Raw genomic sequence first — 13,821 nt, forward strand, 5'->3', positions numbered from 1 at the left:
TACATGTCTGATGGTCTTACTACAACGGCAGCCGATTCGGCTGCCGTTGGCGTTTTCAAGATAGCCTTGGGTGTCGAGTACAAAGGTTCGCGCTATCGCGGTTTTCAGCGCCAGCGTGCCGGTGTGCCTTCAATTCAGGAATCGCTGGAAAAGGCCCTGGCGAAAGTCGCCGGTGGTGTTCCCGTAACGCTAAGCTGCGCTGGGCGTACCGATGCGCTGGTGCATGCCAGTGCCCAGGTGGTGCATTTCAATACGCCGGTCGAGCGCTCCATGCATGCTTGGGTCATGGGCGCGAATATGAATTTGCCCGGTGATATCAGCGTGACCTGGGCCAAGTCGATGCCGGCGCACTTTGATGCGCGTTTTTGCGCCCGGGCGCGGCGTTACCGTTATGTGATCTATAACGACCAGATTCGTCCGGCGCATATGGCCGAAGAAGTAACCTGGAACCACCGGCCATTGGATGTCGAGCGCATGCGTCAGGCGTCCCGCGCATTTATTGGTACCCATGATTTCAGCGCTTTCCGTGCGCGCCAGTGTCAGGCCAAGTCGCCGATCAAGACGGTGCATCACCTGGAGTTGCTGCAACACGGTCGTTTTATCGTGCTGGATATTCGCGCCAATGCCTTTCTGCATCATATGGTGCGCAATATCGCCGGGGTGCTGATGACCATTGGTGCGGGCGAGCGGCCGGTGGAGTGGGCGCAGGAAGTGCTGGAGACCCGCGTGCGGCGTACCGGTGGAGTGACTGCGCACCCCTTTGGTTTGTATTTGGTGCAGGTTGATTACCCCGAGGAGTTCGACTTGCCCAAGCGCTATTTGGGACCGCACTTTCTTTCCGGCTTGCCGGATGTGGCGGCTGACGCCTAAAAGGCTATTTGCTAGCATCCGGCTTTCATTGAATTTATCGAGGTTATCCTGTTGTCAGCCGTTCGCAGCAAGATTTGTGGCATTACCCGCATAGAGGATGCATTGTCGGCTGTCGAGGCGGGGGCTGATGCAATTGGCCTAGTGTTCTATGCCAAGAGCCCACGCGCGGTCACGCTGCAGCAAGCGCGCTCGATCATTGCTGCTTTGCCGCCTTTTGTGACCACGGTGGGCCTGTTTGTTGATGCCAGTCGCTGTGAGTTGGGTGAGATTCTCGATGCCGTGTCGCTGGATTTACTGCAGTTCCATGGCGACGAGAGTCCGGAAGACTGTGATGGCTACCATCGCCCCTATATCAAGGCGTTGCGGGTCAAGCCGGGCGATGACATTGCTGCGCAGGTGGCGCTGTACCGGGGTGCCAGCGGCGTATTGCTGGACACCTATGTGCCAGGCATTCCGGGTGGTACGGGCGAAGCATTCGATTGGTCGCTGGTGCCTCAAGGCTTGAGCAAACCGGTTATTCTGGCGGGCGGCCTGACGGCTGAGAATGTTACGCAGGCCATCGCTCAGGTGCGTCCCTATGCCGTGGATGTCAGTGGCGGCGTGGAAAAGGCCAAGGGCATCAAGGATGCCGAGAAGATTCGCGCTTTTATGCAGGCGGTAAAGACTGTTTGAGGTGTGCAGGGTTGATGTGACGACGCTGCCGGCTTGGCCGTCCATACCCCTGTTGCAGGTTGGATAAACGCTGCAGGCGGGCGTTTGAGGCGGCGGGTGCGTACTGCGTAGCTGTACCGGCCCCTGAAACGGCTGTACCCATGAATTTTCCCGGTTAGGCCTGGTCGCATTTGGCGCAGCCCGTCCGGTTAACAGCTTTGGAGAGTCAAGAGCATGAGCAACTGGTTGGTAGACAAACTGATCCCATCGATCATGCGTTCCGAGGTCAAGAAGAGTTCGGTGCCCGAAGGCCTGTGGCACAAGTGCCCGTCCTGTGATTCGGTGCTGTACAAGCCCGAGCTGGAAAAGACCCTGGATGTTTGCCCCAAGTGCAATCACCACATGCGTATCGATGCCCGCGCGCGCCTGGATATTTTCTTAGATGCTGAAGGACGTGAAGAGCTGGGGGCCGACCTTGAGCCTGTTGATCGCCTGAAGTTTCGCGACAGCAAGAAGTACAAGGATCGCCTTGCTGGCGCGCAAAAGCAGACCGGTGAGAAAGACGCCTTGGTGTCGATTCGCGGCACCCTGGAAGGCATGCCGATTGTGACCTGCGCGTTCGAGTTCTCCTTTATGGGGGGGTCGATGGGCGCCATCGTTGGTGAGCGCTTTGTCCGTGCCGCCAATGCTGCGCTGGAGCAACGTTGCCCGCTGGTGTGCTTCTCCGCGTCCGGTGGCGCACGTATGCAGGAAGCGTTGATCTCGCTGATGCAGATGGCCAAGACGTCGGCCGTGTTGGCGCGCCTGCGTGAGGAAGGTATTCCATTTATTTCCGTGCTGACTGACCCCGTGTACGGCGGTGTGTCGGCCAGTTTGGCCATGCTCGGTGATGTGATTGTTGCTGAGCCCCGCGCTCTGATTGGCTTTGCCGGCCCGCGCGTGATCGAGCAGACCGTGCGCGAGAAACTGCCGGAAGGCTTCCAGCGCAGCGAATTCCTGCTGGAACACGGTGCCATCGATATGATCATTCACCGCGCTGAACTGCGTCCGCGCTTGGCGCGTCTGCTCGCTCAGCTGATGGGGCTGCCGTCGCCTGTAGCCTTGCCGGCGACTGCATGACCGAGCGCTCCCTTGCCGATTGGCTGAGCTATCTGGAGCAGCTGCATCCCAGCGCCATTGATATGGGGCTGGAGCGTTCGCGGATCGTGCTGCAGCGCCTTGGCCTGGCCAAGCTGGCGCCGCGGGTGATTACCGTCACCGGAACCAATGGCAAGGGTTCGACCTGTGCATTTATTGCCTCGCTGCTCCAGCTGCAGGGCCTCAAAGTCGGGGTCTACAGCTCACCGCACCTGTTGCGTTACAACGAGCGCGTGCAGATCGCTGGCGTTGAAGCCACTGATGCCATGCTCTGTGAGGCTTTCTCCGTGGTCGAGGCCGCGCGTCGAGACACTTCACTGACCTATTTTGAGATGGGCACTCTGGCCGCTTTCTGGTTATTCCAGCAAGCTGGGCTGGATGCTCTGGTGCTGGAAGTTGGCCTTGGTGGTCGGCTGGATGCAGTGAATCTGCTGGATGCTGATATCGCGCTGGTCACCAGTATTGGCATTGATCACGCCGACTGGCTGGGTGATACCCGTGAGTCGGTCGCTTTCGAGAAAGCTGGTATCTTCCGTGCCGGAAAACCCGCTCTGTGCGGCGATCTTGAGCCACCACAGCCTCTGCTCGATCAAGTGGCGCTGCTCGACGCTCCATTCTTCCTGCGTGGCCGTGACTATGACCTGAGCATTAAGGCGCAGGATTGGTCCTGGTACGGCCTTAATCATCAAGGCGAAGTACTGACGCTGGCGCATTTGCCGCTGCTCGACCTGCCCATGGAAAATGCTGCCCTGGCTCTGCAGGCTTACGCAGTGATGCAGCTGCCCTGGCGGCCCGAGCTGATCAGCCAGGCTTTGCAGCAGACTCGGGTGATCGGGAGACTGGATCGCAGAATGCTCAATTGGCAGGGTAAGTCACTCACGCTGCTGCTCGATGTTGGGCATAATCCCCATGCTGCCGAGTATCTCGCTCAGCGTTTGGCCAGCCGTTCGCGATCAGGTAAGCGTCTGGCTGTATTTGGTTTGCTGGCTGATAAGGACCTGCCCGGTGTGGTGGCGCCTTTGCTGAGCGAAGTGGACAGTTGGGCGGTGGCGGCTTTGCCGGCCAGCCGCACGCGGGCAGCCAGCGAGCTGCAGGCGCATCTGCAAAACGCTGGGGCGCAAGTCGTCGCTTATGTCAGCGTGCAGGCCGCGCTTGAGGCTCAGTGTGAGCAGGCTTCGGATGGGGATGAAGTGCTGCTGTTTGGATCTTTCTACTGCGTGGCCGAGGCCCTGGATTGGCTGGCCCGCCAAGCCAATGGGGGCGTGCAGGATGGCTTTGCTGGATAAGGGATTGAAGCAGCGCATGGTCGGGGCGTTGGTATTGCTGGCGCTGGCGGTGATTTTCCTGCCGATGCTGCTGTCGCGTGAAGATGAATCGCAGCGAGTCCAGGTTGATGCGCCGGCAATGCCGGCGGCTCCTGAGATCCCAGACGTCGAATTGCAGCCGGTAGCAGTGCCTGAGCCGCAGCTTTTGCCTGATGAGCCGATTGGTAGCGAGGCCGCGCAAAGCCTGGAGCCAAAAGAACCTGCTGTAAATGAGCAGCTGGCCGCACCAACAACACCGGCTGCAGCACCTGAGCCTGTGGCAAAACCACCTCAGCCTGCGCCGAGTAGGCTGGATGCCAATAGTCTGCCGATCAGTTGGTCGGTGCAGCTGGCGAGCTTGTCGAGTAGCGATGGCGCGCAGAAATTGCAGAAAACCCTGCGCAGCCAGGGCTATAACGCCTATATCCGTACTGTTGATGGCATGAACCGGGTGTTTGTCGGGCCGCTGATCGAGCGTGCCGAGGCGGATCGCCTGCGTGATCAGCTCAATCGTCAGCACAAACTCAATGGTTTTGTGGTGCGGTTTCAGCCCGAAGCGGGCTGAGCAAGCGGCTTCGCCAAGCCGAATTGTTTGGCCCGCCACTAGGCTGGCCGGGCATTTCAGCGGTTGGCGAATCCTTTGCTTACGCCCCGTGCAGGTGCTCTGCTAAAATGCAGCGCCTTTCTCGTCGGTAACCTGCATCGTGGCATTCACCTGGGTCGATTGGGCGATTATCGCCGTTGTCGCCGTTTCAAGTCTGATCAGTCTGAGCCGAGGCTTCGTCAAGGAAGCCCTGTCATTGCTTACCTGGATCATTGCTGGCGTGGTCGCCTGGATGTTCGGCGGCGCACTGTCGCAGCACCTGGTGGATTTTATCGAGACGCCTTCGGCGCGCGTGATTGCAGGTTGCGCGATTCTATTTGTGGTCACCCTGTTGGTCGGTGCCCTGGTCAACTACCTGATTGGTGAGTTGATCCGGGTGACCGGGCTGTCGGGGACTGATCGTTTTCTCGGTATGGTCTTCGGCGCGGCGCGCGGAGGCCTGCTGGTTGTGGTGCTGGTCGGTCTGATCAGCCTGGCTCCGGTGCAACAAGACAGCTGGTGGCAGGAGTCAGCACTTCTGCCGCATTTTCTGATGGTTGCTGATTGGTCAAAAAACCTGATTCTGGGGTTGTCCAGTGAGTGGCTGGCCAGCGGCGTTACTGCGCCGGTGGAGTTACCGTTCAAAGAGGCACTGCAGCAGCCTAAACTGCCGTAAGTGCATTGCGAATCATCGTGTTTCATTGAGTAGGGGTTGCGTCACATGTGCGGCATTGTCGGTATCGTCGGTAAATCGAACGTCAATCAGGCGCTGTATGACGGGCTGACCGTCCTCCAGCACCGCGGCCAGGATGCTGCCGGTATTGTCACCAGCCATGATGGCCGCCTGTTCCTGCGCAAGGACAACGGCCTGGTGCGTGACGTGTTCCAACAGCGGCACATGCAGCGCCTGGTCGGCCATATGGGCATCGGCCACGTGCGCTACCCGACTGCGGGCAGCTCCAGCTCGGCCGAAGCGCAGCCGTTCTACGTCAACTCGCCGTATGGCATCACCCTGGCGCACAACGGCAACTTGACCAACGTCGAGCAGCTGGCCAAGGAGATCTACGAGTCCGACCTGCGCCACGTCAACACCAACTCCGATTCGGAAGTGCTGCTCAACGTGTTCGCTCACGAGCTGGCCCAGCGCGGCAAGCTGCAGCCCACCGAAGAAGACGTGTTCGCTGCCGTCACTGACGTGCACGAGCGCTGCCTGGGTGGTTACGCGGTAGTCGCGATGATCACCGGTTACGGCATCGTCGGTTTCCGCGACCCTAACGGTATCCGCCCGATCGTCTTCGGTCAGCGTCATACCGACGAAGGCGTGGAATACATGATTGCCTCGGAAAGCGTGTCGCTCGACGTGCTCGGCTTTACCCTGATCCGTGACCTCGCGCCGGGCGAAGCGGTGTACATCACCGAGGAAGGCAAGCTGTTTACACGTCAGTGTGCGGCGAACCCGAAATACGCACCCTGCATTTTTGAGCACGTCTATCTGGCGCGTCCTGACTCGATCATGGACGGCATCTCGGTGTACAAGGCGCGTCTGCGCATGGGTGAGAAGCTTGCCGACAAGATCCTCCGCGAGCGTCCGCAGCATGACATCGATGTGGTTATCCCGATTCCCGATACCAGCCGTACCGCGGCACTGGAACTGGCCAACCATCTGGGTGTGAAGTTCCGCGAAGGCTTCGTCAAGAACCGTTATATCGGCCGTACCTTCATCATGCCGGGCCAGGCCGCGCGCAAGAAATCCGTGCGGCAGAAGCTCAACGCCATCGAACTGGAGTTCCGCGGCAAGAACGTGATGCTGGTGGACGACTCCATCGTACGTGGTACCACCTGCAAGCAGATTATTCAGATGGCCCGCGAAGCCGGGGCGAAGAACGTGTACTTCTGCTCGGCAGCGCCAGCGGTGCGTTACCCGAACGTGTACGGCATCGACATGCCCAGCGCCCATGAGCTGATCGCGCACGGCCGCACCACTGAGGAAGTCTGCGAGCTGATCGGCGCCGATTGGCTGATCTATCAGGATCTGCCGGATCTGATAGAAGCGGTCAGTGGCAGCAAGAAGATCAAGATCGACAATTTCGACTGCGCGGTTTTTGACGGCAAGTACGTGACCGGCGATGTCGACGAGGCTTACCTGGATAAGATCGAGCAGGCGCGCAACGATGCCTCCAAGGTCAAGTCCCAGGCGGTCAGCGCGATTATCGACCTGTACAACAACTAGGTTGCAGTCCGGCCTGCTGCGGCGGGCTGGTTGAGGGGATTGGCAATGACGATTGAATGGCAAGCCGGGCGTCTGGACAGCGATCTCGACGGCGTCGGCTTCGATACCCTGGCGGTGCGCGCCGGCCAGCATCGCTCGCCGGAAGCTGAGCACAGCGAGGCGATCTACCCGACCTCCAGTTATGTGTTCCGCACTGCGGCCGATGCGGCTGCGCGCTTTGCCGGCGAAGTGCCGGGCAATGTCTATTCGCGCTACACCAATCCGACCGTGCGGGCCTTCGAGGAGCGCATCGCCGCTCTTGAAAGTGCCGAGCAGGCGGTCGCGACGTCCTCTGGCATGTCGGCGATTCTGGCCATTGTTATGAGCCTGTGCAGCGCCGGCGATCATGTGCTGGTGTCGCGCAGCGTATTCGGTTCGACCATCAGCCTGTTCGAGAAGTACCTCAGACGCTTTGGCGTGCAGGTCGACTATGTGCCGCTGGCAGATCTCGACGGCTGGGCCGCTGCCTTCAAGCCCAACACCAAGCTGTTGTTTGTCGAATCGCCGTCCAATCCGTTGGCCGAGCTGGTGGATATTGCTGCATTGGCGGACATCGCCCACAGCAAAGGCGCATTGCTGGCAGTGGATAACTGCTTCTGCACCCCGGCATTGCAACAGCCGTTGAAGCTTGGTGCCGACGTGGTGATGCACTCGGCTACCAAATACATCGATGGCCAGGGCCGTAGCATGGGCGGCGTGGTCGCAGGCTCAGCCAAACTGATGACCGAAGTGGTGGGTTTTCTGCGTACTGCCGGGCCGACGCTTAGCCCGTTCAATGCCTGGATCTTCCTCAAAGGCCTGGAAACCCTGCGCATCCGCATGCAGGCGCATTGCGCCAGCGCGCTGCAATTGGCGCAGTGGCTGCAGCAACAGCCCGGTATCGAGCATGTGTACTACGCCGGTTTGCCCAGCCACCCGCAGCATGAATTGGCCAAACGTCAGCAGAGTGCTTTCGGTGCTGTGGTCAGTTTTGAGGTCAAGGGCGGCAAAGAGGCGGCTTGGCGTTTTATCGATGCCACGCGGGTGATCTCGATCACCACCAACCTCGGTGACACCAAGACCACCATCGCTCACCCCGCGACCACCTCGCATGGTCGTTTAAGTCCGGCCGAGCGTGCTAACGCCGGTATTCGTGACAACCTGATCCGCGTCGCGGTGGGTCTGGAAGACCTGGCAGACCTGCAAGCCGATCTGGCCCGCGGCCTGGCCGCGCTTTAAGCGGTTTTGCTTACCTGGCGGGCTTTAACCGGCTCGCCAGGTTGCTTTATTTCTTCCCAGGTGCATTCCCTGCCTCGCCAAATTTTCTGGCGCGCATAGCTGTGGGCAAACCTTTGGCTAGCGACGGGTAAAACATGACGCGCTTCAAAGTCTGAAGGTGTGCAGGCGCTAGCATCCACCGCCAAGCGCGGCGTCTGACCGTGCGCCGAATAATAAGAACAGGGTCTGCCTGATGGACCGACTTCAGCCGTGTGTATTGCCTGCCAATGGAGTGCTGCGCCAGAGCCTGCTGGAGCTGCTGGCGCGCAGTGAGCGCTTTGCCCTGACTTTGCTGCTGGCTCCGGCTGGCTCGGGAAAGTCGACGCTGTTGCAACACTGGCGCGGCTGTTGCCCAGCGAGGATGGTGCATTACCCACTGCAAGCGCGGGACAACGACCCGCTGTGTTTTTTCCGCCGCCTGGCTGACAGCATCCGCGCTCAGGTAGGCGATTTCGATACGTCCTGGTTCAACCCTCTGGCGGTGGCTTCGAGCCTGTCGCCGCAGCTATTGGGCGAGCTGCTCGCTGATGCCTTGGCGCGGGTCAACGGGCCACTGTTTATCGTGCTGGATGATCTTCAGTGGATCGGGTCGCGCAGCATTCTTGAGGTGATGGCGGCGCTACTCGACAAGCTGCCAGCCCATGTCCACCTGATCATCGCCAGCCGTAATCACCCAGGCTTTGCCCTGAGTCAGCTGAAGCTGGAAAACCGCCTGCTGTGCATTGATCAGCACGACCTGCGCCTGTCGGTCGAGCAGGTGCAGCAGCTCAATAGCCACCTGGGTGGTCAGGCGCTGAGTCAGGAGTATGTCGACAGCCTGCTGGGCATGACCGAAGGCTGGGTGGCGGGGGTGAAGATTGCCCTGCTGGCCTATGCGCGCTTCGGCACTCAGGCGCTGCAGCGCTTTAACGGCAGCCAGCCAGAAATCGTCGACTACTTTGGCCATGTGGTGCTGCGCCAGTTGCCGCCGAACCTGCGTGAATTTCTGCTGTGCAGTGGTCTGTTCGAGCGCTTTGACGGTGCACTTTGCGATCATGTGATGCAGCGCAGTGGCTCGGCGTTGCTGCTGGAGGAATTGGCTGAGCGTCAGCTGTTCCTGCTGCCGGTGGAAAATCAACCAGGCTGGTTCCGTTTTCATGTCCTGTTGCAGGACTTTCTCTGTCGCCGCCTGCAAGTCGAAGAATATGCGCGCCTGGATCAGCTGCACAGTCGCGCCGCCGACTATTACCTGAGCCTGGGCGAGTATGAGCAGGCGTTGCAGCATGCCCGGTACTGTAGCGACCAGCACATCTTCCTTGGCCTGCTGGAGCATTGCTGCGCGTCATGGGTGCGCAGTGGGCAGTTTGGCGACATTCTGCGCTGGTTGGAGCCGCTGCCAGAGACGCAGCTGCTGGCGCAACCCAAGTTGCTCGGCTGGCTGATTGCCGCGCTGTCGCTGTCGCGGCGTTTTCATCAGGCGCATTACCACCTGGAATTACTCGATGGCCTGCAGGAGCACGCGCCGGGTGCGAATCTGGAGCCGGCCACGCGGCAGTTCCTCGCCCTGTTGCTCGGCTTGTTCGAGCAGGACAAGGACTTTGAGCCGCCGCCGGCCTGGCGTGACCTGCTGGGTGCGGGGCAGGCCCTGGAAATTCGCGCCTGCACCCTGGCGGTGATTGCCTATCAGCACCTGTTGGAGGCCCGTCTGCAGGATGCGATTCGCTTCGCCAGCGAGTCCAAACAGTTGCTCGCGCAATGTGGGCATAGCTTTCTGGAAAGTTACACCGATCTGATTATCGCGCTGTGCCACCGCAATGCCGGACGCGCCACCCATGCGCGCAAGCAGGTGTGTCTGGACTACCAGAGCACCGATTCTGTGTCTCCGGCCTGGGTCAATCGCGCCACGGCCATGGTGGTGGTGTTGTATGAGCAGAATCAGCTGGTTGAGGCGCAGCAGCTGTGTGACGAGCTGATGGCGATGGTCAATTCATCTTCGGCCACCGAGGCGATTGCCACGGTCTACATCACCTTGTCGCGGTTGCTGCATCGCCAGCAGCAGACGGCGCGTGCCAGCCGCTTGCTCGATCAGCTGTCGTGCATTCTGCAGTTGGGCAACTACGCGCGGTTTGTCAGCCAGGTGGCCCAGGAAAGCATGCGCCAGGCGTACCTGAGCGGTAAGAGTGCCTGCATGGATGCCGTAGCTCAGCGCTACGATTTGCCTGGACGGTTGCAGGCCGGGGAGTGGGAGCGCGTGCGCGCCTATGACGAAAGTTGGGAGCGCCAGGGTTTGGCGTGCGTGTACTGGTTGCAGGCACGCGGTGCACAGGCGCAGGCCGAGCGGATTCTCAAGGTGCTGGCGGCCTCGTTGCGGCAAAGCGAGATGCGTGCGCGGCTGTTGATCGTCGAAGCCAACCGCCTGGTGCTGGCGGCGTCCAGTCAGAGCAAGAACCAGCAGCTGGCGGCACTGGGCGGTCTGGTCGAGACCTATGGCATCGTCAATATCAACCGCTCGGTATTCGATGAAGCGCCAGGTTTTGCTGCAGGTGTGCTGGATCTGGCACAGTCCGGCTTGTTGGTGGTGCCGGAAAAATACCGTGAGCACTACGCAGAGTTTCTCCAGGGCATTCAGGTTGCGCCGCCGCTTGATGCGCTGGCCGGCGGCCTGCTGACCGGACGTGAGGTGGAAGTATTCGAGTACCTGCTTAGCGGCTTGTCGAACACCCAGATCAGCGACAAGACCGGTATTGCCTTGTCCACCACCAAGTGGCACCTGAAAAACATCTACTCCAAGCTCAACGTCTCCAGCCGCACCGAGGCGATTCTCGCCGTCCGGCCGCGCTAGATCTCTCTACCAACTGATTAGCCTTAGCCCCTCCGCAGGAAGGGGGCGCTACGCCATACCCGTCGATAGGCTTGATCCTGCGCTGCTATGTCAGTAGCCGCCTTGTCCCTACAACAATAAAACGGGAGCAATAGCCATGTCGGTATGGGTCACTTGGCCAGCTTTGACCAAGCTGGGAACGTTGGGCGTAGTCTCCGGACTACTGGTGCTGGCGGTCGAGCGCCAGGCATTGTTCGAGAACAACCTCTTCGATGTCGAAAACTACACGGGCTATAACGCCGATATCACCTGCGATGCGCGCAGCCTGGCGGCCCGTACAGAGGACGGCACCTGCAACATTCTCAGCAACCCGGCCGAGGGCTCGGTGTATCGGCGCTTTGGCCGTAACGTCAATCCGGCGCTGACCCAGGGTGAAACCACCACCTTGCTCAGCCCCAATCCGCGTGAAGTGAGTAACAGCCTGATGGCGCGTGAGGAGTTCAAGCCGGCCCCGAGCCTGAACTTTATCGCCGCTGCCTGGATTCAATTTATGGTGCACGATTGGTTCGACCACGGCCCGAATGCCGACGCCGACCCGATCCAGTTTCCCTTGCCGCCGGGCGATGTGCTGGGCAGTGGCAGCATGTCGGTCAAACGCACTCAGCCTGATCCAAGTCGCAGCGGTGCCGATGCCGGTAAGCCGCAAACCTATCGCAACCACAACACCCACTGGTGGGACGGCTCGCAGCTATATGGCAGCAGCAAGGAAACCAACGACAAGGTGCGCGCGTTTGTTGACGGTAAGCTCAAGGTCAATGCAGACGGCACCCTGCCTACCGAACTGCTCAGCGGTAAACCGGTAACCGGGTTCAACGAAAACTGGTTGCTTGGCCTGAGCATGCTGCATCAGCTGTTCACCCTCGAACACAACGCCATCGCCAGCAAACTCAAGCAGAAGTACCCGACGCAGAGCGATCAGTGGCTGTATGACCGCGCGCGGCTGATCAACTCGGCGCTGATGGCCAAGATCCACACCGTAGAATGGACTCCGGCGGTGATCGCCAACCCAATCACCGAACGCGCCATGTACTCCAACTGGTGGGGCCTGCTCGGTCAGGGCGGCCCGCGTGACGACTTCCAGGCCGAAGTGCGTATGCTGCAGGCGGACCTGGCGCGCTCCGACTCCTTTGTCAAACGCATCCTCGGTTTCGACCCGAATGTGGCGCCGGGTGTCGGCAACAGCGCCATCGACCACGCCCTGACCGGCATCGTCGGTTCCACCGCGCCGAACAATTACGGCGTGCCGTTCACTCTCACCGAAGAGTTTGTCGCGGTGTACCGCATGCACCCGCTGATGCGCGACAACGTGCAGGTGTATGACATCGGCTCGAATCAGGTCTCACGCACCATCGCGCTGCGGAACACCCGTGATCGCGACGCCGAGAACCTGCTCAACGACGAGCGCCCGGAACGCCTGTGGTACTCCTTCGGCATCACCAACCCAGGTTCGCTGACGCTGAATAACTACCCCAACTTCCTGCGTAACTTGTCGATGCCGCTGGTGGGCGATATCGACCTGGCCGCCATCGATGTGTTGCGCGACCGCGAACGTGGCGTGCCGCGCTACAACGAGTTCCGCCGGCAGATCGGCCTCAACCCGATCGGCAAATTCGAGGACCTGACCAAGGACGCTGCGACCCTCGCCGAGCTCAAGCGCCTGTACAACAATGACATTGAGAAGATCGACACCCTGGTCGGCCAGTTGGCGGAAACCGTGCGTCCTGAGGGCTTTGCCTTCGGTGAAACGGCGTTCCAGATATTTATCATGAACGCTTCACGGCGCCTGATGGCCGACCGCTTCTACACCAAGGACTACCGTCCAGAGGTGTACACCCCGGAAGGGATCGACTGGGTCGAGCACACCACCATGGTCGATGTGCTACGTCGGCATAACCCGCAGCTTCAAACCAGTCTGGCCGGCGTGGAAAACGCCTTCAAACCCTGGGGCCTGAATATTCCGGCGGACTACGAAAGCTGGCCTGGGGCCAACAAGCAGGAAAACCTCTGGGTCAACGGCGCGCTGCGTACCCAGTACGCGGTAGACGAACTGCCGGCGTTGCAGCGCGTCAACATCGGCGGGCTGATTGGCTCGATTCTGTGGAACAAGGTGAAGGTTCGCAGCGACGTGGCGCCAGCCGGTTATGAGAAGCCGATCCACCCTCATGGTGCAATGGCCAAGGTCAAGTTCGTCGCAGTGCCCAATAACCCCTACAGCGGGCTGTTCCAGGGTTCTGACAACGGTCTGCTGCGGCTGTCGGTCACCGGTGATCCAGCGGATCGCGGCTTTGCGCCGGGGCTGGCGTGGAAGGCCTTTGTCGATGGTAAACCGTCGGAAAACGTTTCCGCGCTGTATACCCTGAGCGGGCAGGGCGGTAACCATAACTTCTTCGCCAATGAGCTGTCGCAGTACGTGGTGCCGGAAGCCAATGACACCCTGGGCACCACCATTCTGTTTTCGGCGGTGAGCCTGAAGCCGACGCTGCTGCTGCTCAACGACATGGCAGAAGTCACCCAGGCCGGCGCTACTGTGGCCAAACCCAAGGCGCCGACGCAGATCTACTTTGTGCCGCGCCCTGAACTGCGCAACCGCTTCGCCAGCACTGCGCATGATTTCCGTGCGGACCTGCTGACCCTGAATGCCGGCACCAAGGTCTATGACGTGTACGCTACCTCGATGGAGATCAAAACCTCGATCATTCCGTCGATCAGCCGCAACTACGCCGCGCAACGGCGTAACAGTGCGGTGAAGATTGGTGAGATGGAACTGACCTCGGCCTTTATCGCCTCGGCGTTCGGCGATAACGGGGTGTTCTTCAAGCACCAGCGTAACGAAGACAAATAAGCGTTAGTCGCGCTAAACCAAAAGGCCTCGGTAGATACCGAGGCCTTT

The 13,821-nt window shown here is 60.1% G+C and carries 10 protein-coding genes; all 10 read left to right on the forward strand.

Features of this window, described 5'->3' with window-relative positions:
* The first annotated feature begins 3 nt into the window (after positions 1–3).
* The 10 genes from truA (at position 4) to BLW24_RS16860 (ending at position 13,773) form a co-directional block, all read left to right on the forward strand.
* Entirely contained in the window at positions 4–870 is an 867-nt protein-coding gene (gene truA, locus BLW24_RS16815) for a tRNA pseudouridine(38-40) synthase TruA (protein WP_090384397.1), read from the forward strand.
* Positions 871–921: 51 nt separating this feature from the next.
* Positions 922–1,542, forward strand: coding sequence for a phosphoribosylanthranilate isomerase (locus BLW24_RS16820; protein ID WP_090384403.1), 621 nt, complete (start codon positions 922–924; stop codon positions 1,540–1,542).
* Between the two features lie 213 nt (positions 1,543–1,755).
* Positions 1,756–2,640: an acetyl-CoA carboxylase, carboxyltransferase subunit beta gene (gene accD, locus BLW24_RS16825; RefSeq protein WP_090384408.1), complete on the forward strand. Its 885-nt coding sequence runs from the start codon at positions 1,756–1,758 to the stop codon at positions 2,638–2,640.
* Complete coding sequence (gene folC, locus BLW24_RS16830; RefSeq protein WP_090384413.1) at positions 2,637–3,944, forward strand: bifunctional tetrahydrofolate synthase/dihydrofolate synthase; 1,308 nt, start codon at positions 2,637–2,639, stop codon at positions 3,942–3,944. The genes accD and folC overlap by 4 nt, the downstream gene beginning before the upstream one ends.
* Entirely contained in the window at positions 3,928–4,527 is a 600-nt protein-coding gene (locus BLW24_RS16835; RefSeq protein WP_090384417.1) for an SPOR domain-containing protein, read from the forward strand. The genes folC and BLW24_RS16835 overlap by 17 nt, the downstream gene beginning before the upstream one ends.
* A gap of 139 nt (positions 4,528–4,666) precedes the next feature.
* Positions 4,667–5,221 carry a CvpA family protein gene (locus BLW24_RS16840; protein ID WP_090384421.1) on the forward strand — a complete coding sequence of 185 codons (555 nt, stop codon included), beginning with the start codon at positions 4,667–4,669 and terminating at the stop codon, positions 5,219–5,221.
* Between the two features lie 45 nt (positions 5,222–5,266).
* Complete coding sequence (gene purF, locus BLW24_RS16845) at positions 5,267–6,775, forward strand: amidophosphoribosyltransferase (protein WP_090384428.1); 1,509 nt, start codon at positions 5,267–5,269, stop codon at positions 6,773–6,775.
* A gap of 45 nt (positions 6,776–6,820) precedes the next feature.
* Positions 6,821–8,032: an O-succinylhomoserine sulfhydrylase gene (locus tag BLW24_RS16850; RefSeq protein ID WP_090384435.1), complete on the forward strand. Its 1,212-nt coding sequence runs from the start codon at positions 6,821–6,823 to the stop codon at positions 8,030–8,032.
* Between the two features lie 232 nt (positions 8,033–8,264).
* Positions 8,265–10,892, forward strand: a complete 2,628-nt coding sequence (locus tag BLW24_RS16855) for a winged helix-turn-helix domain-containing protein (RefSeq protein WP_090384440.1) — start codon at positions 8,265–8,267, stop codon at positions 10,890–10,892.
* A gap of 136 nt (positions 10,893–11,028) precedes the next feature.
* Entirely contained in the window at positions 11,029–13,773 is a 2,745-nt protein-coding gene (locus BLW24_RS16860; RefSeq protein ID WP_090384443.1) for a peroxidase family protein, read from the forward strand.
* Positions 13,774–13,821: the final 48 nt, after the last annotated feature.

The sequence above is a fragment of the Pseudomonas anguilliseptica genome, from assembly GCF_900105355.1.
Lineage (GTDB): Bacteria > Pseudomonadota > Gammaproteobacteria > Pseudomonadales > Pseudomonadaceae > Aquipseudomonas > Aquipseudomonas anguilliseptica.

Coding starts and splice junctions, on each gene's coding strand:
- truA (WP_090384397.1), top strand. CDS start 4: ATGTCTGATGGTCTTACTACAACGGCAGCCGATTCGGCTGCCGTTGGC.
- accD (WP_090384408.1), top strand. CDS start 1,756: ATGAGCAACTGGTTGGTAGACAAACTGATCCCATCGATCATGCGTTCC.
- folC (WP_090384413.1), top strand. CDS start 2,637: ATGACCGAGCGCTCCCTTGCCGATTGGCTGAGCTATCTGGAGCAGCTG.
- BLW24_RS16835 (WP_090384417.1), top strand. CDS start 3,928: ATGGCTTTGCTGGATAAGGGATTGAAGCAGCGCATGGTCGGGGCGTTG.
- purF (WP_090384428.1), top strand. CDS start 5,267: ATGTGCGGCATTGTCGGTATCGTCGGTAAATCGAACGTCAATCAGGCG.
- BLW24_RS16850 (WP_090384435.1), top strand. CDS start 6,821: ATGACGATTGAATGGCAAGCCGGGCGTCTGGACAGCGATCTCGACGGC.
- BLW24_RS16855 (WP_090384440.1), top strand. CDS start 8,265: ATGGACCGACTTCAGCCGTGTGTATTGCCTGCCAATGGAGTGCTGCGC.
- BLW24_RS16860 (WP_090384443.1), top strand. CDS start 11,029: ATGTCGGTATGGGTCACTTGGCCAGCTTTGACCAAGCTGGGAACGTTG.